This is a genomic window from Neorhizobium sp. T25_27, from assembly GCF_002968565.1.
GTDB classification, from domain to species: Bacteria; Pseudomonadota; Alphaproteobacteria; order Rhizobiales; family Rhizobiaceae; genus Neorhizobium; species Neorhizobium tomejilense.
In genome coordinates, this window is record NZ_PVBJ01000007.1 from 147,968 (window position 1) to 171,874 (window position 23,907).

A 23,907-nucleotide genomic window follows, 5' to 3' on the forward strand; every position below is an offset into this window, starting at 1 on the left:
AGATCACATGGAGACGCTGAACGCCCTGCTGCTCGGCTTTGACCAGGCAATCCTGCCGACGAACCTGTTCTGGTGCCTGATTGGCACGCTGCTCGGGACCCTCGTCGGCGTCCTGCCAGGCCTCGGGCCTGCCGCGACCATGGCCATCCTCCTGCCTTTCACCATCGGACTTGAACCGGTGACATCGCTGATCATGATGGCCGGCATCTATTACGGTGCACAATATGGGGGTTCGACGACGGCCATCCTTCTCAACCTGCCGGGCGAAGCATCGTCCGTGGTTACGGCGATCGACGGCTACAAGATGGCCCGCAACGGACGAGCGGGCGTGGCGCTGTCGACAGCGGCGATCGGCTCCTTTTTTGCCGGCACCGTCGCCACGCTGTTGCTGGCATTGTTTGCGCCTTCGCTTGCCGAAATTGGATTGCTGTTCGGCCCCGCGGAATACTTCTCACTGATGATCCTCGGGCTTGTCGCCTCTGTCGTGCTTTCGCGCGGATCGCTGCCGAAGGCACTTGCCATGGTCTTCATCGGCATTCTGATAGGCCTTGTCGGCCAGGACGTGCAAACTGCCGTGCCGCGTTTCACGCTCGGTTTTGAAGAGATGTCGAGCGGGATCAATTTCGTCGTCGTAGCGATGGGATTATTCGGCATCGGCGAGTTGATCAAAGATCTGGAAACCCCGGAAAGCCGTACGGCCATCAATGCACCATTTTTCTCGATGATCCCGTCGCGGGAAGACTGGCGCCGGATGGTTGCGCCGATCCTTCGCGGCACGGGGATCGGTTCCGTGCTGGGACTTCTGCCGGGCGGCGGCGCGCTTCTCGCCGCCTTCGCTGCCTATGCCGTCGAGAAACGCGTTGCCAACCCGCCCGAAGGTTTCGGCGGTGGTGCGATCGAAGGCGTAGCAGCGCCCGAGAGTGCCAACAATGCCGGAGCACAGACCTCGTTCGTCCCGCTGCTCACGCTCGGCCTGCCGGCCAATGCCGTCATGGCCTTGATGTTCGGCGCCCTGATCATGCAGGGTATCGCACCCGGGCCGACGCTGATTTCCGAACATCCGGACGTGTTCTGGGGCGTCATCGTGTCGATGTGGGTTGGCAATGTCATGCTGCTGGTCTTGAACCTGCCGCTGATCGGCGTCTGGACGCGCTTGCTGACGATGCCTTTCCACTATCTCTTTCCGGCTATCGTGGTGTTCTGCTCGATCGGCGCGTTCTCGCTCGGCAACTCGGTCTTCGATATTTGGCTACTCGGCGCCTTCGGCGTCGCCGGCTACGTCTTCGCCAAGCTCGATTGCGACGCGGCACCGCTGGTGATGGGCCTCATTCTCGGGCCGATGATGGAAGAAAATTTCCGTAGAGCCATGTTCCTCGCACGCGGTAATCCCAGCGTTTTTGTCGATCGTCCGATTTCGGCAGGTCTGCTTGTCCTTGCTGTGCTCGCCATCGCCGTGGTCGCCCTGCCGAAGATCAAGGCCGTCCGCGAAGAGGCATTTCAGGAATGAACCGGCTTATTCCAGTCACGCAGAGTGAAACGCCATGCATGTAGTGGTCATCGGAGCGGGTATCGTCGGTGCATCGACGGCACTCGAACTGTTGAACGACGGGCACGAGGTCACCATCGTCGAACCGGAACAGCCCGGTGGTCGCCACGCGGCGAGTTATGGTAACAGCGGCTGGCTGAGCCCCGCCTCGATCATCCCGATGTCGATGCCCGGCCTCTGGAGGAAGGTGCCCGGCTATCTTTCCGATCCCTCCGGGCCGCTGACCATCCGCTGGCGGCATCTGGTACGCCTCGCACCCTGGTTGCTGCGGTTTATGCTGGCCGGCTCGACTGGATCCAAGGTCGAACGGACCGCGAGAATTCTGGCGAGCCTCCTGAATGATGCTCCATCCCGGCATGCGGCACTGGCGGGAAAAATCGGACGGCCGGACCTAATCCACCGCAAGGGCCTGCTCTACGTGTACCAGGATCGCGCGGCTTTCGAGGCCGAGGCTTTTGCGTGGCGCCTGCGACGCGACAACGGCGTTTTCTATCGAGAGCTATCCTCAGCCGAACTGCACGAACTCGAGCCCAATCTTTCATCCCGCTACTCCTTTGCTGCCTTCGTCGAGGATGGCGGTCATTGCGTGGATCCGGGAGGCTATGTCGTAGCGATGGTGGATCATGCGGTGGACCTTGGCGCCCAGCGCATCAATGCAAGGGCGACCGGTTTCATTCTTACCGGCAACCGGCTTTCGAGCGTCCGGACAGAAGCGGGCATCGTGGCGTGCGACAAGGCCGTCATCGCTGCCGGAATACATTCGAAAAAACTTGCGGCGCTCGCCGGTGACACAATCCCGATGCAGAGCGAGCGCGGTTACCACGTGGTCGTTCCCTATCATCTGGGCAAGGGGGAGATGCCGATCATGCCGAGCGACGGCAGGATGGGCAACAATCCGACGCTTGCCGGACTTCGCATTGCCGGACAAGTCGAGCTGGCAAGTGTCGAGGAAAGACCGAACTGGACCCGCGCCGACATCCTGTTGAAACACGCGAAAGGAACCTATCCGGCACTGTCGGATATATCCGAGGACAGGAGTATCGAACGTTGGATGGGGCATCGTCCCTCGACTGCGGACGGCCTTCCGGTGATCGGTTTTTCGCGGTCTTCCGAAGATATCGTTCATGCATTTGGCCACGGTCATGTCGGCCTTGCAGCCGGACCGGTGAGCGGCGCGCTTGTTGCAGGCCTGATCGCCGGGCGCGAATGTGCCGTCGATCTATCGGCGTTGTCTGCCGCCCGTTTTCGCTGATCTGCAACGGCTGACGCGCCATGAGCAACGGCCGAAATTCGACGGGATGCCCGATCGTCCGCACGGATGCCGGAACTGAGCCGGTCCATCAAAAGTTCGTCTGACCCCATCGGCGGCGCGATCGTGTTACGCAACGTTACCGTATCACGCGACTTGATCTCCGAAATCGCGCGGCGGCATTCGAAATACCGAGCGCGAATATGGACCTCTCGAAGATCAAGACCCTGATCGACTTTGTCGGCCGATCGAGCATCACCGAACTCACCGTGACCGAGAAGGACCTGACGGTCCGGATCTTCCGGTCGCAGCCAATGGCGGGAGAGGCCTCCGCCGATTTGGCGCGGGGGCAACAGCCGGTTACGGGTGTGTCGATGGGGCCTGATGAACTGCCGGCTGTCGGCCACGCGTCGGCCATTCCCGTAAAAGCGCCGGTCTCCGGCGTGCTGCATCGCAGTTCGGCACCGGGCGAGGGGCCGTTCGTCAAGCCGGGAGACGAGGTGACGGAGGGGCAGACTCTCTTCATCATCGAAGCGATGAAGGTCTTCAACAAGATCGCCGCGCCGCGGTCCGGGCGTATTGTCAACCTGACCGAAATCGACGGCGGCGAAGTCGAGACGGGTGATCTGCTCGCGGAGATCGCGTGATGCCTGAGACATTCGACAGTCCCCCGCGTTTCGATACGGTTCTGATTGCCAATCGCGGAGAGATCGCGACCAGGATCCAGAAAGCCTGCCGGGAACTGGGTCTCAAGACGGTCGTCGTCTATTCCGAAGCGGATCGGCAGGCGCCCTATGGCAAGACCGCCGATAGCGCCTTGTGCATCGGCCCTTCGAGCGCGGCAAAAAGCTACCTCAACAAGGATGCTCTTCTTCTGGCGGCGCGCTTGACGGGCGCCGGCGCCATCCATCCCGGTTATGGTTTTCTCTCGGAAAATGCCGCATTCGCCGATGCCGTCGAAAAAGCCGGACTGGCGTTCATCGGTCCGAGCGCGTCGTCAATCGAGGCGATGGGCGACAAGATCTCGGCAAAGAGGGCAATGATCGCAGCCGGAGTTCCTTGTGTCCCGGGACCGGATACGGCGCTTTCCGACGATCCGGCCGCCGTCGAGCGCCTGGCCCTGGAGATCGGCTATCCCGTCATCATCAAGGCTGCCGGCGGCGGCGGCGGGCGGGGCATGCGTGTCGTGCCGGAGGCCGGTCTGCTGCAAGAGGCGGTCGCGCTCACCCGGGAGGAGGCGCGGCAGGCTTTCGGCTCGCCGTCGCTCTACATGGAAAAATTCCTCCAGCATCCGCGCCATATCGAAATCCAGGTCCTTTGCGACACCCATGGCAATGCAGTCTGGCTCGGGCACCGGGATTGCTCGATGCAGCGCCGCCATCAAAAGGTCGTGGAAGAGGCTCCGGCACCGGGGATATCGCCGGATGTGATCCGGCCCGTCGGCAGAGCCTGTGTCGAGGCCTGCCGCCAGATCGGTTATCGGGGCGTCGGAACCTTCGAATTCCTCTACGAGGATGGCGCTTTCTATTTCATCGAGATGAACACCCGGCTTCAGGTCGAACATCCTGTCACCGAAATGACAAGCGGGGTCGACATCGTGCAGGCGCAGATCAAAGTGGCTCAGGGTAATCCGCTCGATCTGGCCCAGGCTGATGTGAAATGCGAGGGGCATGCTTTCGAATGCCGCATCAATGCCGAGGATCCTAATACTTTCCTGCCGTCCGCCGGCGTCATCACCAGTCTCGCCCTTCCCGAAGGGATGGGCATCCGGGTCGATACCCATATCCATGCGGGGTACAAGGTGCCACCCTATTACGACTCGCTGATCGCCAAGCTGATCGTTCATGCGCCGACGCGGGCGGAGGCGATGGCAAGGATGCGCGAGGCGCTTGCCGGAACGCGGGTGGACGGAATTTCCACGAATATTCCCTTCCTGCGGGCACTCTTCGAGGACAGCGCGTTTGCGCGCGGCGAGACGGATATCCATTATCTCGAGCAATGGCTGAAACAACGGAGAGCGCCATGAGCGCGATCGATTTCAGCGATCCCGCGACGATCGCGTTTCTCACCGAGGCGCTGACGGCAGCCGGGGCAAGTGGCCTGGAAATCTCCTGGCCCGGCGGACGGTTGCGCATCGTCATTGCCACGGGGAATGAAGCCGGGGTCGATGTGTCCGTGACCCCTCGGCCAGCCCCGACGGCTCAGCCGCTGGTGGTCGTCAAGGCGCCGATGGCCGGCCATTTTTACCCAGGCAGCCCATCGCGGCAGGCAGCCACCGACCGTCTGCCATCGGTTCTCGCCGCAGACATCCTCGGTTTCCTTCGCGTCGGCCCCCTCCTGCTTCCACTTTGTGCCGGCCGCGCAGGTATTCTGACCAAGCAGCTTGCCGAACCCGATGCGCTGGTCGGCTTCGGCGATCCCCTGTTCGAGATCGAGCCTCAATCATGATTGCCACAATCAACAGCCATGCACCGCTGCGCGAAATCCTGCCCGCCACTCACGGCCGGGCTCGGGTTTCGTCGATCGGCGCGAGGTCCTTCCTGCTGGAGGCGCCGGGAGAATTCGATCTCGCCGCACAGCGCCGGATTTGGGCGCTCTCCCAGGCGGTCCGAGGCTGGCCGGATATCGCCGAAATCGTTCCGGGAATGACCAACCTTCTGACGATATTCCAGGAGGCGCCGCAGGATCCCGAGGCCGTCGTGGCGCGGCTGCTGAAGGCATGGGACAATGCCCGCAGCATCGATCTGGACGGAAAGACGATCGAAATCCCTGTTCACTACGGCGGGGAGCATGCGGCGGACCTGCCCGCGCTTTGCGATCTTGCCCGGCTCAGCGACCGTGAGATCGTCCGTATTCATCACGAAGCGACCTATCGTGTTTTTGCCCTGGGCAGCGCTCCAGGCTTCGGTTACCTGCACGGCCTCGATCCGCGCATCTACATGCCGCGAAAGACCGTGCCGTCGCTGAAGATGGCGAAGGGCTGCGTGACCATCGGCGGCATGCAGACCGGCGTTGCAATGCTCACCGGCCCGAACGGCTGGAATTCCATTGGTTTCGCAGAATTGCAGATGTTCGATCCGACGTCGCCCAAGCCGGCGATGATGGCGCCGGGCGATACGGTGCGGTTCGTGCCGGCTAGGATCGAGCTATGATCGAAATTGTGGAAACCGGCCCGTTCAATACGGTTCAGGATCTGGGGCGACCGGGGTATCGCGACATCGGCGTTTCGGGCAGCGGCGCGATGGATCCGCTTGCCGTGAGGATCGGCAATATCCTTGTCGGGAACGACGAGGGTGCGGCCGGGATAGAGGTGCAGACCTTCCCATTCAGCCTGCGTTTCGACCGGCGGACGGTCTTCGCGGTCACGGGCGCCGATGGCGATCCGATACTGGACAGATTGGAATTGCTTCCCTGGTGCGCCTATACCGCCGAGGCCGGACAGGTGCTCGAGCTGAAGCATCCTCCGATACTTGCGCGCGCCTATGTTTCCATCGGCGGGGGCCTGGATGTTCCATCGGTCATGGGGTCGCGCAGCACATCCCTGCGCGGCAGTTTCGGCGGCAATGCCGGTCGGCCTTTGGTAAAAGGTGATCGGATCGTGCTCGGTGACTGCGCCAACTTTGCCCCGGTTCCGGCGAACGGCCTGGCCGTCATCGAGCCCGCCGTGGCGCTCCGGGACGTCTTTCCGGATCTCGTTGACGGCGCGCTGCCGGTCCGTGCATTGCCCGGTGGCGAGCATGCCCTGTTTCCCAATGACGGCGACGCCTTCTGGAGCCAGACCTGGAAGATTTCTTCCCGTAGCGACCGGACGGGCTATCGTCTGTCGGGCGAGCCCATCAAGCCGACGGCGTCGGTTGAGATGCGTTCCCATGGGATCGTGCCCGGTGTGATCCAGGTCCCGCCCGGTGGGGAGCCCATAGTCCAGATGAGCGATGCGAACACGGCGGGTGGCTATCCGAAGATCGCCGGCGTGATCGAATGCGACCTGTGGCGGCTTGGCCAGGCCCGCATAGGCAGCCGCTTGCGGTTCGTGCGGTCCACGCACGCGGAGGCGCGCGCGGTGGAGCAGGCGGTCGCGCGTTATGTCGAAGACGTCCGGACCACATCTGAGATGGTCAAACGCGCCTTGAAGGCGATGGCCTGAAATACGATCGGTCAAAGGGAGTTGCCGATGAAAATCGATCTGAATTCCGACATGGGCGAAGGGTTCGGCCCTTATCGGCTATGCGACGACGAAGCGATGATGAAGGTCGTGTCGTCGGCCAATATCGCCTGCGGTTTCCACGGTGGCGATCCGGATACGATGGCGCGCATGGTGCGGCTTGCCAAGGCGAACGGGGTCGGCATCGGCGCACATCCGGGCCTGCCCGACCGGCTCGGCTTTGGACGGCGCGAAATGCCCTTCCAGGCGGATGAGTTGCGCCAGCAGATGCTCTACCAACTCGGCGCGCTGATGGCGATCGCCGCGAGCGAGCGTGTCACCGTCGGGCATATCAGCTTTCACGCCGCCATGGGCAATATGGTCAACCGCGACCCGGTGCTCGCCGATCTGATGATGGATGCCATTGCGACGGTGGAGCCGGGTCTTGTCGTGTTCGTGACGCCGGACAGCGAAATAGAGCAGGCGGCCAAACGGGCGCGGCTGAAGACGCTGGCGCTTTTCCTGGCCGACCGGGCCTATGATGCCGAAGGCAGGCTTGTTGTCCGCGGCCTACCGGGCGCCGTGATCAAGGATGAGGCTTCGGTGCGGGCAAGGGTGCGCCGCTTTCTTCTCGACGGAACTGTTGAGACTGTCGAGGGCGACACCATTGCCATGCCCGCTCGGTCGATCCTCGTGCACAGCGACACGCCGGGTTCCCTTGAACTTGCGCATATCGTCCGAAGCGAGATCGAAGCCTCCGGCGCGATGCTCGCGCCGGCTGCCGAACTCGCGCTTTGACCCACCGGCTGCCTGGTCGGCCGTCTCCCGTCCCAATCTTCGTCGAAAGTTAATGCCGATGTCTTCTACAGCCGATCGCCTGAAAAACGTCTCCATATCCGCCTCCGCTGCCATGACCCAACGCGCCCGGGAACTGGCCGCAAAGGGTATCAAGGTTGTCAGCCTCTCTTCCGGGGAACCGGACTTCCCGACGCCGCTGCATGCCATCGAGGCGGCCCATGCCGCGGCGCTTGGCGGTGATACGAAATATCCGCCGATGGACGGCACACCGGCGCTCAAGGCGGCGATCAGCAGGAAGTTCAAGCGGGACAACAATCTGGATTATGATGCCAGTCAGATCGTCGTTTCAGCCGGCGGCAAGCAGGTGATCTTCAACACGATGCTCGCCACCTGCAATCCCGGCGACGAAGTTGTCATTCCAACGCCCTCGTGGGTCAGCTATGCCGATATCGTCAAGTTTGCCGGTGGCGTTCCGGTGGCGGTGCCCTGTTTCGAGCAGGCCGGCTTCAAGTTGCGTCCGGAGGATCTGGAAGCCGCGATCACGCCGCGCACCAAATGGCTGATCCTGAATTTTCCCAACAATCCGACCGGTGCGGCCTGCTCCCGCGCCGAAATGGCGGCGATCGCGCAGGTCATGCTGCGCCATCCGGGCGTGTGGATCCTGACTGACGATATCTACGAACATCTGGTCTATGACGGTTTCGAATTCTGCACCATCGTCGACGCGGAACCCCGGCTCTATGATCGTGTCCTGACCATGAACGGCGTGTCAAAGGCTTACGCCATGACCGGCTGGCGGCTCGGCTTCTGCGCCAGCGGCTCCAAGGAGCTCATCGGTGCGATCAGCAATGTCAACGGGCAGAACGGCGGTGGCATCACCACGGTGACGCAGGCGGCGGCCATCGCGGCGCTGGACGGGCCACAGGATCTCCTGAGGGAGCGGGCAGGGATCTACCGCGAGAGGCGCGATTTCGTCCTCGACCGCTTGTCAGAGGTGGAGGGATTGCGTTGCCACAAGCCCGAGGGCGCGTTCTACCTCTATCCCAACATGTCCGGCTTGATCGGCAAGACCAGCAAGGGCGGGCGGAAGATCGAGACCGACATCGATTTCGTCATGGCTCTCGTGGACGAACATCATGTGGCGACGGTGCAAGGCGCAGCTTACGGCATGAGCCCCCATTTCCGCATTTCCTACGCAACGAGCATGGAAATGCTGGACGAGGGATGCGCGCGGATCGCCCAGTTCTGCAGGGACATGCGTTGACGCGTCTTCGATGATTCGGCGTGGCTGCGTCGTGCCGGAACTCGCCTTATGCTCTCAGCCGCGCGGTCAGCTCGAGAAGGATATTTTTGACCGCCAATGCCGGCTCGGACAGCGAGTTCTGTTCGGCAATGCAGAGTGACAGGGTTTCCTCGATCCGCGGGGAAACGAGCCGACAGATCAGCGGCTCGCCCGATTCCGTCACGATACGGTCGGCGATGGCTTTCGGCATGATGGTCGCTCCCAGACCGCTGCCCACGGCGCGCGCCAATGTCCTGACGATTTCAACCTCCGCCACGACTTTCAGGTTAATCCGGCTGCGCGTGAACGCGGTATCGACCGCACGGCGAACGAAGTTGTAAGCGGGCGGCATCAGAAGCGGCAAGCCGTCGAGAGCGGTAACCGGAATGGGCTTGCTGTCCGCTTCGATCGCAAAATCGCGGTGGGCGACGAGATAGAACTCCTCGCTGAGAATCGGCTCGAACCGTACGCCCTTGATCGGCCCGGCCCCGTGGATCAGCGCCATTTCCAGACGACCGTTCATGATCATCTGACTGTAGGTCTGGCCGACGCTTTCTGTGAGATGGAGCAGGATGCCGGGATGGCGCCTGCGCGTTTCGGCCAGCAGGTCCACGGACAGCGTGGCGGCACTGCTGAACGGCACGAGCCCTACCGAAACGCGCCCGGCAAGTGAGTTGCCGGCAGCGGAAGCGTCCGCCTGCGCCTGTTCCATCTGGCGAAGGATGATCTGCGCATGGCGGTACACCGCATGCCCCGCATCGGTCATGCTGACGCCCTGCTGGCTGCGGATCAGCAGCTTCTGACCGAAATGCTCCTCCAGCGCCGCCAGCTGCTGGCTGAGCGCGGGCTGCGCGATATGCAGCAGGTCGGCGGCGCGCGTGATGCTGCCGCTGTCGACGATCACGATGAAGGATTTGAGGCGTCTGATGTCCATTCGGATCTTTGTCTTTTTGTCTTGAGCAAACACATGTTTGCAGACGCGATCTTCTTTTGCAACGGCGCCGACCGTGATCCTGCCCGGTGATGGTCACCTGCCGACATTGCGGAGCCGAGCCTCCATAGCCGTTGCTTATTGCTCCACAAATAATCGGTCTTAGGCAAGAGATTAAAGGTTCGCTACTGTCTGCAGCAACAACAAGGGGATCCGAATGCCATTCTCCGATTACAAGACCGCACTGGTTACCGGCGCCTCCTCCGGTATCGGCGCCGCTGTGGTGGAGCGGCTTCGGCGTGAGAATATCGAGGTCCACGCGATCGCCCGCAGCGGCGATGCTCTGCAGGATCTGGCCAAACGCACGGGCTGCATCGCTCATGTGATTGACGTCACCGACCGCCCGACGCTCGCCGAACTGGCCGGTCGCGTCGAGTTCGATATCCTCGTCAACAATGCCGGCGTCGATCGGCCGAAGAAATTCCTGGAAGCAGACGAGAGCGATATCGACCTTCTCGTTGATGTCAATCTCCGTGCCGTCCTGCACATTTGCCGTTTGATCGTGCCGGGAATGGTCGCCCGCGATCGGGGCCATGTCATCAACATCTCCTCGATCGCCGGCAACTACAATTTCGGCGGCAACTCCATCTATCACGCAGTGAAAGCCGGCGTCGCCATGCTGTCGAACCAGCTGCGCATCGATGCTTTCGGTAAGCGCGTGCGGGTGACGGAAATCTGCCCCGGGCGGGTCGCGACCGACATTTTCAATCACGTGCACGGCGACGATCCCAGTATTCGCGAACGGTTCATCGATGGGTTCGAGCTGCCCCAGGCAGCCGATATCGCCGAAGCGATAGCATTCGCGATCGCCGCGCCGGTGGCCGTCAATATCGGCCACATGGAAATCACGCCGACTTTGCAGGTCATGGGCGGCCTGCAGACAGCCCGGCCGCAGCCGGCTCCCGCAGGTCCGGACAGTTCCAGGGAGCCGGGGCGGTGAACGGATTCGATCTCTGGGCCGTCCTGAGGAACCCTGAATATACCGCGATGCTCTTGCACGGCATCGAGATGACCTTTATCATCTATATCGGGTCGTGGCTGCTGGCCATGACCCTCGCGCTGCTGCTTCTGTGCATCCGGTTTTCGCCGCTCCGCTTTGGCGACAGGGCCGTGGCCGCCTATGTCTCCTACCATCGCAACGTGCCGACCCTCGTGCAGCTGATGCTGTGGTATTTCGGCATATTCACGCTGTTCCCGCCAGGCCTGACGTCCTGGCTCGCGGCCCACAATGCCGAAACGATCTTCGCCGTCATCGGCCTCGGCCTGTGCCAGGCAGCCTATTTCAGCGAGGACCTGCGGTCCGGCCTTCGCTCCGTAAGCCCGGGCCAGATGGAAGCCGCCAAGGCTCTCGGGCACAGCTATGTCTCGGCGATGCGCTTCGTAGTCATGCCCCAGGGTGTGCGCAATGCGCTTCCGCCGCTCATCAACCACAGTGTTTCCCTGTTCAAGAACAGCAGTCTCGCCATCGTTATCGGTGCGTCCGAACTGACGCATGCCGTGAAGGAAGTCGAAAACCTGAGCTTCCGCACCTTCGAAATCTACCTGGTCGGTACGGTTCTTTACCTGTTCTTCTCGCTCCTGATCATGGGCGCCGGCGCCTATCTCTCGATGCGCGCCGATCCGGCCCGGAGTGCGCGCGCATGATCAACGATGTCATCGCCATCATCCAGGACTACTGGCTTCTGCTGCTGATCGGTCAATATCCGAACGGCCCGCTCGGCGGGCTTGCAAACACGCTGATCCTGTCGGCGCTCAGCATCATGCTCGCCTTCCCGGTCGCCATCCTGCTGGCACTCGCGCGCCTTTCGAAATGGCGACTGCTGCGGTGGCCGGTCACCGCACTCGTCTATATAACCCGCGGTGTGCCGCTCCTGATGCTTATCCTCTGGAGTTACTTCCTCGTGCCGCTCTGGACAGGCGCAGACGTTCCGAGCTTCGTGACGATGCTGACCACGCTCGTCGTTTACCAGGGCGCCTTCCTGAGCGAGGTCGTACGCGCCGGCATTGTCGCGCTCGGCAGCGGCCAGATGGATGCCGCCCGTGCCCTCGGGCACAGCTCTCTCGGAGCGATGCGCTTCATCATTCTTCCGCAGGCGCTCTACAACATGATCCCGAGCATCATCTCGACCTTCGTCTCGACGATAAAGGACACGACGCTCGGATATGTCATCAATGTCCCGGACCTCACTTTTGCGGCCAGCCAGGTCAACAACCAGCTTCTGACGCAGCCCTTCCAGGTCTTCCTCATCCTCGCGGTCGTCTACTACGCGATCTGCTGGAGCCTGACGCATGTCGCCAACATAGTCGAGCGCCGCATCACGCGCCGCCGCGCGGGTCTTTCCGGCGGCGCAGCGCCGGTGGCCCTGGTGCCGGCCAAAATCATATCGGAGCAGCTATGAGCACCTCAGCCGCGTGGACCCAGCAGTTGCAGACAATCCACCTTTCGGACGTCTGTAAGAGTTATGGCGATTATCCGGTCCTCAAGAACATTGACGCCGAAGTTGCCCGAGGCGAGGTCGTGGTGATCTGCGGACCTTCCGGTTCGGGGAAATCCACCCTGATCCGTACGATCAACCGTCTTGAGGAGATCAACAGCGGATCGATCACCCTGGATGGTCAGAACATTCATGCGGCAATGCGGACGAGGGAGCTCAACCTGCTGCGCAGCCGGATCGGTTTCGTGTTCCAGAACTTCAACCTGTTCCCGCACCTCTCCGTGGTCGAAAATGTGGCGATGTCGCCGATCCGCGTGAAGGGCGTGGCGGCGAATGTCGCCCATGAGAAGGCGCTGAAGCTTCTCGATCGCGTTGGGCTCGCCGACAAGGCGCGGGCTTATCCCGGCCAGCTGTCGGGTGGGCAGCAACAACGGGTGGCGATAGCGCGCGCACTCGCCATGGAGCCGCCGGTCATGCTGTTCGACGAGCCGACCAGCGCCCTCGATCCGGAAATGGTCGGCGAGGTGCTGGCGGTCATGAAGAGCCTGGCATCGGAGGGCATGACCATGATCTGCGTCACACATGAAATGGGCTTCGCCCGCGATGTCGCCGACCGCATCTGGTTCATCGATGCGGGACAGATCCTCGAAACGGCCCCGCCCGACGAGTTTTTCAAGACACCCCGCCATCCCCGTGCTCAACGGTTCCTCGCCGATCTGCGCCATTGACACTCACCACCAATAACAAAGGAGAACAGCAATGAACTGGAAATACGCAACTCTTACCGCCGTGCTGGCGGGTACCTCGGCGGCCTTGCCGGCAAAGGCGGATCAACTCGACACGATCATGTCGGCCAAGACACTTCGCTGCGCGACGTTTGCCGACGTGGTGCCTTTCGCGGCACCCGATCCGAAGACCCGCGAGATGGCCGGCTTCGACGTCGATCTCTGCAATGCGATCGCCAAGGAACTGGGCGTCAAGGCAGAAATCAAGCCGGTCTCGGTCGAAGCGCGCGTGCCGGAAGTCAAGCTCGGCCGCGTCGACATCACGGTCGCCAATCTGGCCTATACGCTGAGCCGAGCGGAACAGATCCAGTTCAGCGATCCCTACTACCTTGCCAAGGAAATGCTGATCGTTCCGGCCGATGATCCCGGCAAGAAGAAGGTCGATTACGAAGGCCAGCGTATTGCCTCGACCAAGGGCTCGACTTCGGAAATGTCGATCAAGCTCAACAAGTCCGATCCGCTGACCTTCCAGGATACCGCATCCGCCTATCTTGCCGTCCAGCAGGGCAAGGCGCGTGGCATGGTGGCGAATACGATGACGACGACAAAGTTCGTCAACGAATCCAAGACCAAGGGCAAGGAAATGCGGATGATCGAGGACCCTATGCTGTTCCAGCCCATCGGGATTGGCATGGCAAAGGACAATCCGGCGCTGACGGCCAAGATCAACGAGGTGCTCCGCAAGCTTGACACCTCCGGCGACCTCAACAAGATCTGGGACAAGTGGCTTGGCCCGAATACGGAATACAAGATGGCGCGTAACGATAAGGTCGTGCCGCTCTCCGAACTGAAGTTCGACCCGATCCCCTGAGGCCTTTGGTCCGGGTACTCCATCCAATTGCAAAATCATCGAAGACTGCAGGCGGCGGGACGTGCCCGCCGTCGGCCTAACCGTGGGAGGTTTCCATGATCCACATCAAAGACATCGCCGAACGGCCGAGCAAAGCCGACATCGAGGCACTTTCCAAATTTTCGCCGGCGACCATCCACGAAGCGCAGGGACGCCGCGGAGCACTCTCCTCACGCCTGAAGCCGGTGGATTACCGGATGAAGCTGTGCGGCCCGGCATTCACGGTCAAATGCGCGCCGCGTGACAACATCATGCTTCAGCTCGCGATCAACTATGCCAAGCCGGGCGACATCATTGTCGTGTCCGCCGGCGAATACGAAGAGGCAGGCTCGTTCGGCGACGTACTTGCCAATGCCTGCCTGGCAAAGGGCATCGGTGGCCTGGTGACCGATACGGGCGTGCGCGACACGCTGCAACTGAGGGACCTCGGCTTTCCGGTCTTCTCCCTGAGCGTCTGCATCAAGGGTACTGTCAAGGAAACCATTGCGGCGGTGAACGACACGATCATCGTCGGCGGCGAGACGATCAATCCGGGCGACATCGTCGTCGGCGATGCCGATGGACTCGTCGTTGTCCGCCGTGCTGAAGTACAGGAGGCCGCCGTGCTTTCGCAGGCCCGCGAGGATGCCGAAGCCGGCTATATCGCTGCCTACAAGCAGGGCAAATCGGTGATCGAGGTCAGCAAGCTGGAGTCGGTGCTGAAAGCCAAGGGCCTGATCGTCGATGTCTGAGCCCGGCCGCGATTATCACGCGAAGCGCCGGACTTTCTTTTTCGGAAAGAGGTTTGAATGACCTTCCCATTATTTGATTTGGCCGGCCGGCGTGCGTTGGTGACGGGTTCGTCGCAGGGCATTGGGATGGCGCTTGCGCGGGGGCTTGCGCGGCATGGGGCTTCGGTCGTGCTGAACGGCCGCGACCCTGTGAAGCTTCAAGTCGCCGTCGATAGCCTCGAAAATGAAGGCTACGAGGCGAGGGCGGCCGACTTCGACGTTACCGATCCCGATGCCGTCAAACGCGGGGTCGATGCGATCGAGCACGGGATCGGTCCGATCGACATTCTGATCAACAATGCCGGAATGCAGTTCCGCAGCCCGCTGGAGGAATTTCCGGCCGATCGCTGGGAGCAATTGCTGAAGACCAACGTCTCCAGTGTCTTTTATGTCGGCCAGGCGGTGGCCAAGTACATGATCGGCCGAGGGCAGGGGAAGATCATCAACATCGCCTCGGTGCAGAGCGAGCTGGCACGCCCGGGCATCGCTCCCTACACGGCCACCAAAGGCGCGGTGAAGAACCTGACCCGCGGCATGTGCGCGGATTGGGCAAAGCACGGCCTGCAAGTCAACGCGATTGCACCCGGCTACTTCAAGACACCCTTGAACCAGGCGTTGGTCGATAACCCGGAATTCTCCTCCTGGCTTGAGAAACGCACGCCGGCAGCCCGCTGGGGCGATGTCGAAGAGCTCGTCGGGGCAGCGGTGTTTCTCGCCGGCAAGGCTTCCTCCTTTGTGAACGGGCACACGCTCTATGTCGACGGCGGCATCACAACCTGCCTTTAGGGAAGCCCGCCAAACGGGCGGCGACAAACCATCATCTACATCACAATGGAGGAATTCGATGGCCAAGCCGGACATCCTGCTCGTCGGGCCTTACCCGGAATGGGATCTCGTCGAACTGGAAGCGCAGTACAGCGTGCGCAAGCTCTACGAGGCTGAAGACCGCGATGCATTTGTTCAGGACCACGCGGACGGCATTCGCGCCATCGCCACGCGGGGTGAGCTCGGCGCCTCTGCCGAACTGATCGCCAGGCTGCCGAAGCTGGAGATCGTCTCGGTCTATGGTGTCGGTTATGACGCAGTCAATCTCGACGCCTGCCGCGCGCGCGGCATCCGGGTCACCAATACGCCCGATGTCCTGACCAACGACGTTGCCGACCTTGGCGTCGCGATGATGCTGGTCCAATCGCGCGGTATGATCGGCGCCGAGACATGGGTGAGGGACGGAAGCTGGGTGGAGAAGGGCCTTTATCCGCTGAAGCGTCGCGTCTGGGGGAGAAGAGCGGGCGTGCTCGGCCTCGGTCGCATCGGCTTCGAGGTCGCCAAGCGCCTCAAGGGCTTCGACATGGACATCGCCTATAGCGATGTTGCCGCAAAACCTTATGCGGAAGGGATGACGTTCATCGCCGATCCGGTGGAACTTGCCCGGCATTCTGTTTTCCTGTTCGTGACGTTGGCGGCCTCGACTGTCACGCGCCATATTGTTTCGAGGCATGTGATCGAAGCGCTCGGGCCCGAAGGCATGCTGATCAACATCTCGCGGGCCTCCAACATCGACGAGGAAGCGCTACTCGCCGCACTCGAAAGCGGAGCGCTCGGATCTGCGGCGCTCGACGTCTTCGAAGGCGAGCCGAAGCTCGATCCGCGGTTCCTGAAGCTCGGCAATGTGCTGGTGCAACCGCACCATGCGTCCGGCACGATCGAAACCCGCAAGGCGATGGGCAAGCTGGTGCGCGACAATCTCGCCGCCCATTTTGCAGGCGCCGCCCTGCCGACACCCGTTCTCTGAGGATAAGTCCATGAAAGCCGTCGTCATTCATGCCGCCAAGGACCTGCGCGTCGAAGAGAGGGAGGTCGAGGCGCTCGGGCCCGGACAGGTGGAGGTCGCCATCGAGGCCGGCGGCATCTGCGGCTCTGATCTGCACTATTACAATCACGGCGGCTTCGGCACCGTCCGGGTGCGCGAGCCGATGATCCTCGGCCACGAGGTTGCAGGAACGATTAAGGCATTGGGGGCGGGGACATCGGGCCTTGCCGTCGGCGACCGGGTGGCGGTGTCGCCGAGCCGTCCCTGCAATGCCTGCGACTACTGCCTGAAGGGGCAGCAGAACCATTGCCTGAACATGCGCTTCTACGGCAGCGCCATGCCGATGCCGCACATCCAGGGCGCATTCCGCCAGCGGCTGGTCGCAGAACAGTGGCAGTGCCACAGGATAGCAGATGGCGTCTCGATCAACGAAGCGGCGATGGCGGAGCCGTTCGCGGTAACGCTGCATGCGGTGGCCCGTGCCGGGTCGCTTACGGACAAGCGCGTGCTGGTCACCGGCTGCGGTCCGATTGGTGCATTGGCGATCATCGCTGCCCGTGCCCATGGTGCCCGAGAGATCGTCGCGACCGACGTCATGGGCGCGGTCCTCGACAAGGCGCTGGCAGTCGGCGCCGATCGGGTCATCGACGTCGCCAGCAATCCGGAACAGCTTGCCGCCTATTCCGTAAACAAGGGCTATTTCGACGTTCAGTTCGAGGCTTCCGGCAACGAACGCGCCGTACGCGCCGGCCTGGAAGTGCTCCGGCCCCGCTCGACGGTGGTCCAGCTCGGTCTCGGCGGCGACGTCGCCATCCCGCAGAACATCGTCGTCGCCAAGGAAATCGAGATGAAGGGCACCTTCCGTTTTCATGAGGAATTCGGTCTTGCCGTGGATCTTATCGGAAAACGCCGCGTCGATCTGAAGCCGCTGCTCACCGGTATCTTCCCGGTCGACAAGGCCGTGGAGGCTTTTGAGACTGCCGGCGACAGAACCCGGTCGATGAAGGTGCAACTGGCTTTCTAGCGATCGAACAGGATCGACAGGGTTGGCGTCAGTGGAATTGAAGCCGCGCCTCTGCCCGGACAACAAGAGTAGGAGGCGGCTTTTGAGAAGCCGCCTCCTACATTCTTGGGTTCAATACCTGCAGAATAGGATTCCCTTGACCTGCCGAGGCCCGGGCGAGAGCTCAAACAGTCTTTTTCTTGTACAGCAGTGTCGCCAGAGCGAGAACGCAGCCCACCGCACCGACGGTCGCGAAGATGTAGAAGTTCCATTGCGGTGCAAGTCCTGCTCCCAGGACTGCACCGCCGATGGCGGGCCCGATCATGCCCCCGACGCGACCGATGCCCAGCGAAAAGCCAAGGCCGGTGCCGCGAATTTCGACCGGGTAGAGATTTCCGACCAGGACATTGGCTAGAATCTGGGTTCCGATCGTTCCGGTTCCAGCCAGCGCAACCAGACCGTAGACCTGAAGGCCCTGGCCTACCTGGGTCAGCATCCAGATCGAGCATGCGCCGAGGAGAAACATTCCAGCCACGACCATCTTGACGTTGCCAAGGTCGGCAATTCTCGCGCCGATCAGCAAGCCGACTGCCGCACCAAGATTGAGCGTGACGGAGAAGAGAAGGGCGGAACCGAGGTCGTAGCCCATCTTGTTCATGATCGTCGGCAGCCAGTTCACCATGCCGAAAGTAAGCAGAAGCGAACAGAAATGGATGCCCCAGGCGTTCAGGGTCGGCAGCAGGCGGCCTTCGGAAAACAGCGACTTGATGCCTACCTGACGCAGAGCAGCAGGCCTTGGATTGGGATTGGGCAACCCATACTGATCTGCAATCCGATTGGCTTCTGCCTGGCGGTTCTTGGTCGCCAGCCATTCCGGCGATTCCGGGAGGAGGCGCAGGAACAGCGGAAGAAGCAGTATCGGTGCGCCGCCGATGAACATCAGCACGCGCCAACCGTAAGTCTCGATCAGCATAATGCCGAGAATGCCCGAGATGATGCCGCCGGCGAGATAGCCGAGAAGCGCCGTCGAGTAGGCCATGGCTTTCCGCTTGGGCGGAGAAAACTCGATGATCAAGGCAGTTACCGTCGGGAACAGCGCGCCCAGGCCAAGACCGGCGAGAAAACGGGTTCCTTCGAAAATCAGGAAGCTCGGAGCCAAACCGCTGCCGATCATCATCACCGAAAAGCTCAGGAGGCTCCCGATTATGACTTTGCGGCGGCCGATCCTGTCGGCAAGGGTTCCGGCAATCAGCGCGCCCAGCAGCATCCCGAACAGGGTGATTGACGCGGCTCTTCCGACCATGCCGGGCGTCAGAGCCCAGCTTGCCTCTCGAAGCAGCGAAGGTGCGACCGCACCATAAACGATAAGGTCATACCCATCGAAAAGGATCAACAGGCCGCATAGGGCGATGATCATGTTCGGGCTGCGGACGCGTTCCTTGGCGATAGCGACATCTTGTATGGTCATTTTCCCTCCCCACACATTTGAGTACAGGAAGTACGCTCCCGCCATCGGCAGGCCAGCATCGATCCATGTACAAATCCTCCGGATCGTCGTCGGCGTGTTTCCTCCCACACCGGACCCTCATCCCGAAGAGAGATGATGCCAGGACAACGATTGACGCGCCATTAGATACTTGCAGATAAAATATTTGCAAGTGCAAAAGTCATTGGTCGCTGGTTTTCCCTTTTCCGGACATGGCCGGCAGATTGCTGTGCATCCGCTTCAACGCACTTTTCAGGGCGGTGACCTCCTCTTTGGACATGCCCTGCACAGCCGTGGCCTCGAGTTCCATGGCAAGCGGCATCAGCTTTTCGGTCAGGGCCTCTCCCTGTGGGGTCAACCGAACGATGACGATACGGCCATTGTCCTCGGGACGGGTTCTGGAGACCAGCTTGCGTTTCGCCAGAGTGCCGACGAGCCGCGAGAGGGTGGAGATCTCAACCGAGACGACGTCGGCAAGGTCCCCAAGCGTACTTTCCTTGCGTTCCCTCAACATTGCCAACACTCGATACATGGCAACGCTGAGATCGTTCTCGGCAATTCGTTGTGAGAAGACCTCGGCGATACGCACGCCCGCACGGTTGAGCAGGTAGGGAACTGAATCGGTAAGTTTGTACATGTCTCAGTCTGCTGGCGAAATCTCGTGTGCGGCTGACCGCGGCTTGTTCCGACATGCACCTAAATGGCCCAAATGACAACACGAGCCGCTGGACCACTTCGCAAAAAGGATCAACATCGAACGAGAAATTGCCTGCAGTCTAAAATTTGCATTGACAATAGTTGCGTTTGCAATAATTTAACCCCAAGGAGACTCGGGAGGAACTCATGTCTGCCACAGCTGCCGCCGGCCTCATACCGGCAATTCCGCCTATCAGCGATGCGTTTCGCGCAACCATGCGCAGGTTTCCGGCGACGGTTACCGTGATATCCGCCTGCCGTAACGGAGCCGACCACGGCATGACCGCAACGGCGGTGACATCACTTTCCATGGAACCGCCGTCGCTGATTATCTGCCTGAACAACCGCACTTACCTGCACGACATGCTGCTGGAAGTGCCGGAATTTGCCGTCAGCGTTTTGACGCACGAACAGGTTTCCGTATCGGAAGGGTTCAGCGGAAAGATCGCTCCGGAACGCCGGTTCGACGCGGCCGATTGGGTTCGCCATGAACGGGGCATGATGGTCCTGGATTCGGCCCATGCCGCCGTGATTTGCCGTCGCATGGGTGCCGTTCCCTATGGAACGCATACGATCTTCATCGGCCAAGTGATAGACACCCGTCTTTCCAACGATACCACCCCATTAATGTACGAAAACTCGAATTATTGCGCGCCACAGCACGCGCCTTTTACCTCCCATAACTGAGGGCAGTTCCATGAACAGTACAGCAGCCTTGTTTCCCGCTTCGATGCGGGCGGAAAACGCATGTCTTGCCGAGCGCATCGCGCCGGTTCTTGATGAGATCCGCGCCACTGCTCGTGATACCGAGAAGGCGGGGCGGGTGCCGGCCCGCAATATCGACCTGCTGCGCGGCGTCGGGTATTTCGATATTGTCAAGCCGGGCCGTTTCGGCGGCGACCAGGGCTCCTTTGCAGAGCTTGTCGATGCCAATATCGAGCTGTCGTCGGCTTGCGCCTCGACCGGCTGGGTTGCGGGACTTCTCTCCGCACATCAGTGGCTTCTTGCGATGTTCGACGAACGGGTTCAGCAGGAAGTCTGGGGCACGAACGCCGATGCACTTGTATGCGGCTCCTATGCGCCGACGCGCATGGCGGAGCGCGTGGAGGGCGGCTTTCGCCTTTCCGGCGACTGGGCCTTTGCGAGCGGTTGCGAAAATGCGCAGTGGGCATTGTGCGCTGCCATCATCCCGCCAAAAATCGAGGGAGACCGCGCCGTCCCGTCCTTTCTCCTGGTGCCTGCAAGCGACTATACGATCGCCGAGACGTGGGACGTCGTCGGTCTGGCCGGTACCGGTTCCAAGAGCCTGATCCTGAAAGACGTCTGCGTGCCCGAGCACCGTGTCCTGGCTTTCCCGGATGCGACTGCGGGCAGAACGCCGGGTGGGCGGGGATACGAGGGCATCGGCCTTTTCAACATTCCGCTCCTCATGGGGATTCCGTTTTGCCTTGGCAGCGCTGCCATCGGTGCCGCAAAAGGCGCTTTGACCAGCTATCTCGACCATATGGGCACGCGGATCACGCGCGGCGCGGTCGCCGGGGGTAACAACAAGATCGCCGAGTTTCCGACCATCCAGCTGAGGGTAGCAGAGGCATCGGCATCTATCGACGCAGCACGCGAAATCATGCTGCGTGACGTGGCGTGGGCGCAGCAGCTGGCGCAGGCACGCGAAAACGGCACGGTCGAGATCACCGATGAAGACAGAATTCTGGCACGGCGCACGCAGTCCTTCGCCGTCAGCCTGTCCCTTCAGGCGGTCGAAGCCTTGAACGCCTCCACGGGCGGTCTCGGTCTTCAAATGTCCAATCCCGTCCAGCGGGCATGGCGGGATGCGAATGCCGTCGGACGCCACATTTCGATGAACTGGGACGCCGTTGGGACCATGGTCGGCCAGCATCTCTTAGGCCTGCCGCCCAAGGGTCAGTACTGATCCGTACACGCCCATTCTAGATTTGAGACAGAAAAGAGAGAGTATCGTGCAAGGCAAAATAGCGCTTGAAGAACACTTCGCCATTCCCGACACGCTGCAGGATTCGGCAGGTTTCGTGCCCGGAGACTACTGGACGGAACTATCGGCCCGCCTTCTGGACATACAGGACAAGCGCCTGCGGCTGATGGACGCTCACGGCATCGACAAGATGATCCTTTCCCTGAACGCTCCGGCTGTGCAGGCTATCCCGGACAAGGCCAAGGCTCTGGAAATTTCCCGCCGCGCCAATGATTTCCTGGCGGAGCAATGCCTCAAGAACCCCAACCGCTTTCTGGGTTTTGCGGCGCTGCCCCTGCAGGATCCGGATGCGGCGATACGGGAACTGCAACGCTGCGTGACGACGATGGGCTTCGTCGGCGCGCTGGTGAACGGGTTTTCGCAGGAAGGCGACGGCTTGACCCCGCTTTACTACGACCTGCCGCAATACCGTCCGTTCTGGGCGGAGATGGAGAAGCTCAACGTTCCTTTCTATCTCCACCCGCGCAACCCGCTGCCGCAGGATAGCCGGATCTATGCCGGCCACTCGTGGCTGATGGGCCCGACCTGGGCCTTCGCACAGGAAACCGCTGTGCATGCGCTGCGGCTCATGGGGTCCGGTCTTTTTGACGAGCATCCCGGCCTGCGCATCATTGTCGGTCACATGGGCGAGGGACTGCCCTATATGATGTGGCGGATCGACAACCGAAATGCTTGGGTCAAGGTCGAAAAGAGCTATCCCGCCAAGCGCCGCATCGCAGATTATTTCAACGAGAACTTCTACATCACCACGTCGGGGAATTTCCGCACCCAGTCGCTGATCGATGCCATGCTGGAAATCGGCGCTGACAGGATTCTGTTCTCCACCGACTGGCCGTTCGAGAATATCGACCACGCCGCCGACTGGTTTGATAGCACCACGATCTCGGAGGCAGATCGCCTGAAGATCGGCAGGACCAATGCACTTTCGCTGTTCAAGCTCGATCGTTGAACATGGCGCAACGAAGACGGAGTTGATGGGTGTGGTAGCGTCCTTCCAATACAATATCGGTCCGGCAAGGGTCATTTTCGGGCCCGGCTCGCTTGGCCAACTCGCCGACGCAATCACGGGGCAGGGCTGCAAGCGCGCCCTGATCCTGTCCACCCCACATCAAAGTGCGGAAGCCGAAGGTATTGCCGCCGTCCTCGGCCCGCTTTCGGCCGGCCTGTTTACCGATGCCACGATGCATACGCCGGTCGATGTGACCGAGCGGGCGATGGCAACTTATCGTGCCGCCGGAGCCGATTGCGTCGTTTCCCTCGGGGGTGGATCGACGATCGGGCTCGGGAAAGCGATCGCCTATCGCAACGATGCGCCTCAGATCGTGGTAGCGACGACCTATGCCGGCTCGGAAGTGACGCCGATCCTCGGCCAGACGGAAAACGGTGAAAAGACGACCGTCCGGGCCGCCAGCATACTGCCCGAGGTCGTCATTTACGACCCCGAATTGACCGTCGGATTGCCGGTCGCCATGAGCGTGAGCAGCGGCCTCAATGCGATGGCCCATGCCGTAGAAGGTCTCTACGCACGGGATCGCAATCCGATCTCCTCGATGATGGCAATGGAAGGTCTGCGCGCTCTGAAGCAGGCATTGCCACGGATTCTGAACGAACCGCAAGATCTCGGCGCGCGGGGGGACGCACTCTATGGAGCGTGGCTTTGCGGAACTGTGCTTGGCACCGTTGGCATGGCCCTGCACCACAAACTCTGCCACACGCTGGGTGGCAGCTTCGACCTGCCGCATTCAGAAACCCATGCAATCGTGCTTCCGCATTCCGCCGCCTACAACGCCCATGCAGCGGCAGATGAGCTGAAGTCGGCAGCCGATCTCTTCGGTGGCTCGCTGGGAGCCGGTCTCTACGACTTTGCCGCGTCGATCAACGCGCCTACGGCGTTGAGAGATCTCGGTATGAAGGAAGCAGATCTCGACCGTGCAGCCGATCTGGCCACCCGTAACCCGTACTGGAACCCGCGTCCTATAGAGCGCCAGGCGATCCGCGCCCTGCTGCAAAACGCCTGGGAGGGCGCGCGGCCGCAATAACGCATTCGGAGGAGTTTC

Annotated in this window: 25 protein-coding genes; 22 read left to right on the top strand and 3 right to left on the bottom strand. The window is 61.4% G+C overall.

The annotated features are described in order from the left end of the window. The first annotated feature begins 7 nt into the window (after positions 1 to 7). The 9 genes from C5J24_RS19910 (at position 8) to C5J24_RS19950 (ending at position 8,998) form a co-directional block, all read left to right on the top strand. Positions 8 to 1,507 carry a tripartite tricarboxylate transporter permease gene (locus tag C5J24_RS19910; protein ID WP_105420276.1) on the top strand — a complete coding sequence of 500 codons (1,500 nt, stop codon included), beginning with the start codon at positions 8 to 10 and terminating at the stop codon, positions 1,505 to 1,507. Between the two features lie 34 nt (positions 1,508 to 1,541). Further along, a complete protein-coding gene (locus C5J24_RS19915) occupies positions 1,542 to 2,798 on the top strand; it encodes an FAD-binding oxidoreductase (protein WP_105420278.1) in 1,257 nt (418 codons plus the stop codon). A gap of 200 nt (positions 2,799 to 2,998) precedes the next feature. Beyond that, positions 2,999 to 3,442 carry an acetyl-CoA carboxylase biotin carboxyl carrier protein subunit gene (locus C5J24_RS19920; protein WP_105420280.1) on the top strand — a complete coding sequence of 148 codons (444 nt, stop codon included), beginning with the start codon at positions 2,999 to 3,001 and terminating at the stop codon, positions 3,440 to 3,442. Then, complete coding sequence (accC, locus tag C5J24_RS19925; protein ID WP_105420282.1) at positions 3,442 to 4,821, top strand: acetyl-CoA carboxylase biotin carboxylase subunit; 1,380 nt, start codon at positions 3,442 to 3,444, stop codon at positions 4,819 to 4,821. Before C5J24_RS19920 ends, accC begins: the two co-directional genes overlap by 1 nt. Then, positions 4,818 to 5,243, top strand: coding sequence for an acetyl-CoA carboxylase (locus C5J24_RS19930; protein ID WP_105420284.1), 426 nt, complete (start codon positions 4,818 to 4,820; stop codon positions 5,241 to 5,243). Before accC ends, C5J24_RS19930 begins: the two co-directional genes overlap by 4 nt. Continuing rightward, a complete protein-coding gene (pxpB, locus tag C5J24_RS19935; RefSeq protein ID WP_105403323.1) occupies positions 5,240 to 5,947 on the top strand; it encodes a 5-oxoprolinase subunit PxpB in 708 nt (235 codons plus the stop codon). Before C5J24_RS19930 ends, pxpB begins: the two co-directional genes overlap by 4 nt. After that, positions 5,944 to 6,939, top strand: coding sequence for a biotin-dependent carboxyltransferase family protein (locus C5J24_RS19940; RefSeq protein WP_105420286.1), 996 nt, complete (start codon positions 5,944 to 5,946; stop codon positions 6,937 to 6,939). The genes pxpB and C5J24_RS19940 overlap by 4 nt, the downstream gene beginning before the upstream one ends. Positions 6,940 to 6,966: 27 nt before the next feature. After that, on the top strand, positions 6,967 to 7,734 hold the full coding sequence (locus C5J24_RS19945; protein ID WP_105420288.1) for a 5-oxoprolinase subunit PxpA: 768 nt from the start codon (positions 6,967 to 6,969) through the stop codon (positions 7,732 to 7,734). 52 nt (positions 7,735 to 7,786) lie between these two features. Then, complete coding sequence (locus C5J24_RS19950; protein WP_172724063.1) at positions 7,787 to 8,998, top strand: pyridoxal phosphate-dependent aminotransferase; 1,212 nt, start codon at positions 7,787 to 7,789, stop codon at positions 8,996 to 8,998. Positions 8,999 to 9,044: 46 nt separating this feature from the next. Here C5J24_RS19950 and nac read toward each other — a convergent pair whose 3' ends face one another. Then, the gene (gene nac / locus C5J24_RS19955; RefSeq protein ID WP_046666147.1) at positions 9,045 to 9,950 is read right to left on the bottom strand and encodes a nitrogen assimilation transcriptional regulator NAC; all 906 of its coding nucleotides are present in this window, start codon (positions 9,948 to 9,950) and stop codon (positions 9,045 to 9,047) included. 214 nt (positions 9,951 to 10,164) lie between these two features. Here nac and C5J24_RS19960 point away from each other — a divergent pair, with 214 nt between their 5' ends. From C5J24_RS19960 to C5J24_RS20000, 9 genes are all read left to right on the top strand, one after another. Next, a complete protein-coding gene (locus C5J24_RS19960; RefSeq protein ID WP_105420289.1) occupies positions 10,165 to 10,947 on the top strand; it encodes an SDR family oxidoreductase in 783 nt (260 codons plus the stop codon). After that, the gene (locus C5J24_RS19965; protein ID WP_105403327.1) at positions 10,944 to 11,651 is read left to right on the top strand and encodes an amino acid ABC transporter permease; all 708 of its coding nucleotides are present in this window, start codon (positions 10,944 to 10,946) and stop codon (positions 11,649 to 11,651) included. The genes C5J24_RS19960 and C5J24_RS19965 overlap by 4 nt, the downstream gene beginning before the upstream one ends. After that, positions 11,648 to 12,406 carry an amino acid ABC transporter permease gene (locus C5J24_RS19970; RefSeq protein WP_105403328.1) on the top strand — a complete coding sequence of 253 codons (759 nt, stop codon included), beginning with the start codon at positions 11,648 to 11,650 and terminating at the stop codon, positions 12,404 to 12,406. Before C5J24_RS19965 ends, C5J24_RS19970 begins: the two co-directional genes overlap by 4 nt. Then, positions 12,403 to 13,170, top strand: coding sequence for an amino acid ABC transporter ATP-binding protein (locus tag C5J24_RS19975; protein ID WP_105420291.1), 768 nt, complete (start codon positions 12,403 to 12,405; stop codon positions 13,168 to 13,170). The genes C5J24_RS19970 and C5J24_RS19975 overlap by 4 nt, the downstream gene beginning before the upstream one ends. A gap of 31 nt (positions 13,171 to 13,201) precedes the next feature. Next, positions 13,202 to 14,038: an ABC transporter substrate-binding protein gene (locus tag C5J24_RS19980; RefSeq protein WP_105420293.1), complete on the top strand. Its 837-nt coding sequence runs from the start codon at positions 13,202 to 13,204 to the stop codon at positions 14,036 to 14,038. A 95-nt stretch (positions 14,039 to 14,133) separates the two neighbouring features. Further along, positions 14,134 to 14,808, top strand: a complete 675-nt coding sequence (locus C5J24_RS19985; protein WP_105420295.1) for a 4-carboxy-4-hydroxy-2-oxoadipate aldolase/oxaloacetate decarboxylase — start codon at positions 14,134 to 14,136, stop codon at positions 14,806 to 14,808. Positions 14,809 to 14,865: 57 nt separating this feature from the next. Next, entirely contained in the window at positions 14,866 to 15,633 is a 768-nt protein-coding gene (locus C5J24_RS19990; protein ID WP_105420297.1) for an SDR family oxidoreductase, read from the top strand. A gap of 58 nt (positions 15,634 to 15,691) precedes the next feature. Next, entirely contained in the window at positions 15,692 to 16,639 is a 948-nt protein-coding gene (locus C5J24_RS19995; protein WP_105420299.1) for a 2-hydroxyacid dehydrogenase, read from the top strand. Positions 16,640 to 16,649: 10 nt separating this feature from the next. Continuing rightward, positions 16,650 to 17,681, top strand: a complete 1,032-nt coding sequence (locus C5J24_RS20000; protein ID WP_105420301.1) for an L-idonate 5-dehydrogenase — start codon at positions 16,650 to 16,652, stop codon at positions 17,679 to 17,681. Positions 17,682 to 17,844: 163 nt separating this feature from the next. Here the strand turns inward: C5J24_RS20000 and C5J24_RS20005 are convergent, their stop codons facing one another. After that, positions 17,845 to 19,128, bottom strand: a complete 1,284-nt coding sequence (locus tag C5J24_RS20005; protein ID WP_105420303.1) for an aromatic acid/H+ symport family MFS transporter — start codon at positions 19,126 to 19,128, stop codon at positions 17,845 to 17,847. Positions 19,129 to 19,327: 199 nt separating this feature from the next. Then, positions 19,328 to 19,783 carry a MarR family winged helix-turn-helix transcriptional regulator gene (locus C5J24_RS20010; RefSeq protein WP_046627575.1) on the bottom strand — a complete coding sequence of 152 codons (456 nt, stop codon included), beginning with the start codon at positions 19,781 to 19,783 and terminating at the stop codon, positions 19,328 to 19,330. A gap of 206 nt (positions 19,784 to 19,989) precedes the next feature. Between C5J24_RS20010 and C5J24_RS20015 the strand changes: the two genes are divergently transcribed. Genes C5J24_RS20015 through C5J24_RS20030 form a run of 4 tightly spaced genes read left to right on the top strand, consistent with a single transcriptional unit; the run spans position 19,990 to position 23,889 of the window. After that, the gene (locus C5J24_RS20015; RefSeq protein WP_105420305.1) at positions 19,990 to 20,529 is read left to right on the top strand and encodes a flavin reductase family protein; all 540 of its coding nucleotides are present in this window, start codon (positions 19,990 to 19,992) and stop codon (positions 20,527 to 20,529) included. A gap of 10 nt (positions 20,530 to 20,539) precedes the next feature. Next, positions 20,540 to 21,772 (top strand): flavin-dependent monooxygenase, encoded by a 1,233-nt coding sequence (locus C5J24_RS20020; RefSeq protein WP_105420307.1) that lies wholly within the window; start codon positions 20,540 to 20,542, stop codon positions 21,770 to 21,772. A 46-nt stretch (positions 21,773 to 21,818) separates the two neighbouring features. Continuing rightward, entirely contained in the window at positions 21,819 to 22,799 is a 981-nt protein-coding gene (gene tsdA / locus C5J24_RS20025; protein ID WP_105420309.1) for a gamma-resorcylate decarboxylase, read from the top strand. A 25-nt stretch (positions 22,800 to 22,824) separates the two neighbouring features. Further along, positions 22,825 to 23,889, top strand: coding sequence for a maleylacetate reductase (locus tag C5J24_RS20030; protein ID WP_371674692.1), 1,065 nt, complete (start codon positions 22,825 to 22,827; stop codon positions 23,887 to 23,889). The last annotated feature ends 18 nt before the right edge of the window (positions 23,890 to 23,907 follow it).

Coding starts and splice junctions, on each gene's coding strand:
- C5J24_RS19910 (WP_105420276.1), top strand. CDS start 8: ATGGAGACGCTGAACGCCCTGCTGCTCGGCTTTGACCAGGCAATCCTG.
- C5J24_RS19915 (WP_105420278.1), top strand. CDS start 1,542: ATGCATGTAGTGGTCATCGGAGCGGGTATCGTCGGTGCATCGACGGCA.
- C5J24_RS19920 (WP_105420280.1), top strand. CDS start 2,999: ATGGACCTCTCGAAGATCAAGACCCTGATCGACTTTGTCGGCCGATCG.
- accC (WP_105420282.1), top strand. CDS start 3,442: ATGCCTGAGACATTCGACAGTCCCCCGCGTTTCGATACGGTTCTGATT.
- C5J24_RS19930 (WP_105420284.1), top strand. CDS start 4,818: ATGAGCGCGATCGATTTCAGCGATCCCGCGACGATCGCGTTTCTCACC.
- pxpB (WP_105403323.1), top strand. CDS start 5,240: ATGATTGCCACAATCAACAGCCATGCACCGCTGCGCGAAATCCTGCCC.
- C5J24_RS19940 (WP_105420286.1), top strand. CDS start 5,944: ATGATCGAAATTGTGGAAACCGGCCCGTTCAATACGGTTCAGGATCTG.
- C5J24_RS19945 (WP_105420288.1), top strand. CDS start 6,967: ATGAAAATCGATCTGAATTCCGACATGGGCGAAGGGTTCGGCCCTTAT.
- C5J24_RS19950 (WP_172724063.1), top strand. CDS start 7,787: ATGCCGATGTCTTCTACAGCCGATCGCCTGAAAAACGTCTCCATATCC.
- nac (WP_046666147.1), bottom strand. CDS start 9,950: ATGGACATCAGACGCCTCAAATCCTTCATCGTGATCGTCGACAGCGGC.
- C5J24_RS19960 (WP_105420289.1), top strand. CDS start 10,165: ATGCCATTCTCCGATTACAAGACCGCACTGGTTACCGGCGCCTCCTCC.
- C5J24_RS19970 (WP_105403328.1), top strand. CDS start 11,648: ATGATCAACGATGTCATCGCCATCATCCAGGACTACTGGCTTCTGCTG.
- C5J24_RS19975 (WP_105420291.1), top strand. CDS start 12,403: ATGAGCACCTCAGCCGCGTGGACCCAGCAGTTGCAGACAATCCACCTT.
- C5J24_RS19980 (WP_105420293.1), top strand. CDS start 13,202: ATGAACTGGAAATACGCAACTCTTACCGCCGTGCTGGCGGGTACCTCG.
- C5J24_RS19985 (WP_105420295.1), top strand. CDS start 14,134: ATGATCCACATCAAAGACATCGCCGAACGGCCGAGCAAAGCCGACATC.
- C5J24_RS19990 (WP_105420297.1), top strand. CDS start 14,866: ATGACCTTCCCATTATTTGATTTGGCCGGCCGGCGTGCGTTGGTGACG.
- C5J24_RS19995 (WP_105420299.1), top strand. CDS start 15,692: ATGGCCAAGCCGGACATCCTGCTCGTCGGGCCTTACCCGGAATGGGAT.
- C5J24_RS20000 (WP_105420301.1), top strand. CDS start 16,650: ATGAAAGCCGTCGTCATTCATGCCGCCAAGGACCTGCGCGTCGAAGAG.
- C5J24_RS20005 (WP_105420303.1), bottom strand. CDS start 19,128: ATGACCATACAAGATGTCGCTATCGCCAAGGAACGCGTCCGCAGCCCG.
- C5J24_RS20010 (WP_046627575.1), bottom strand. CDS start 19,783: ATGTACAAACTTACCGATTCAGTTCCCTACCTGCTCAACCGTGCGGGC.
- C5J24_RS20015 (WP_105420305.1), top strand. CDS start 19,990: ATGTCTGCCACAGCTGCCGCCGGCCTCATACCGGCAATTCCGCCTATC.
- C5J24_RS20020 (WP_105420307.1), top strand. CDS start 20,540: ATGAACAGTACAGCAGCCTTGTTTCCCGCTTCGATGCGGGCGGAAAAC.
- C5J24_RS20030 (WP_371674692.1), top strand. CDS start 22,825: ATGGGTGTGGTAGCGTCCTTCCAATACAATATCGGTCCGGCAAGGGTC.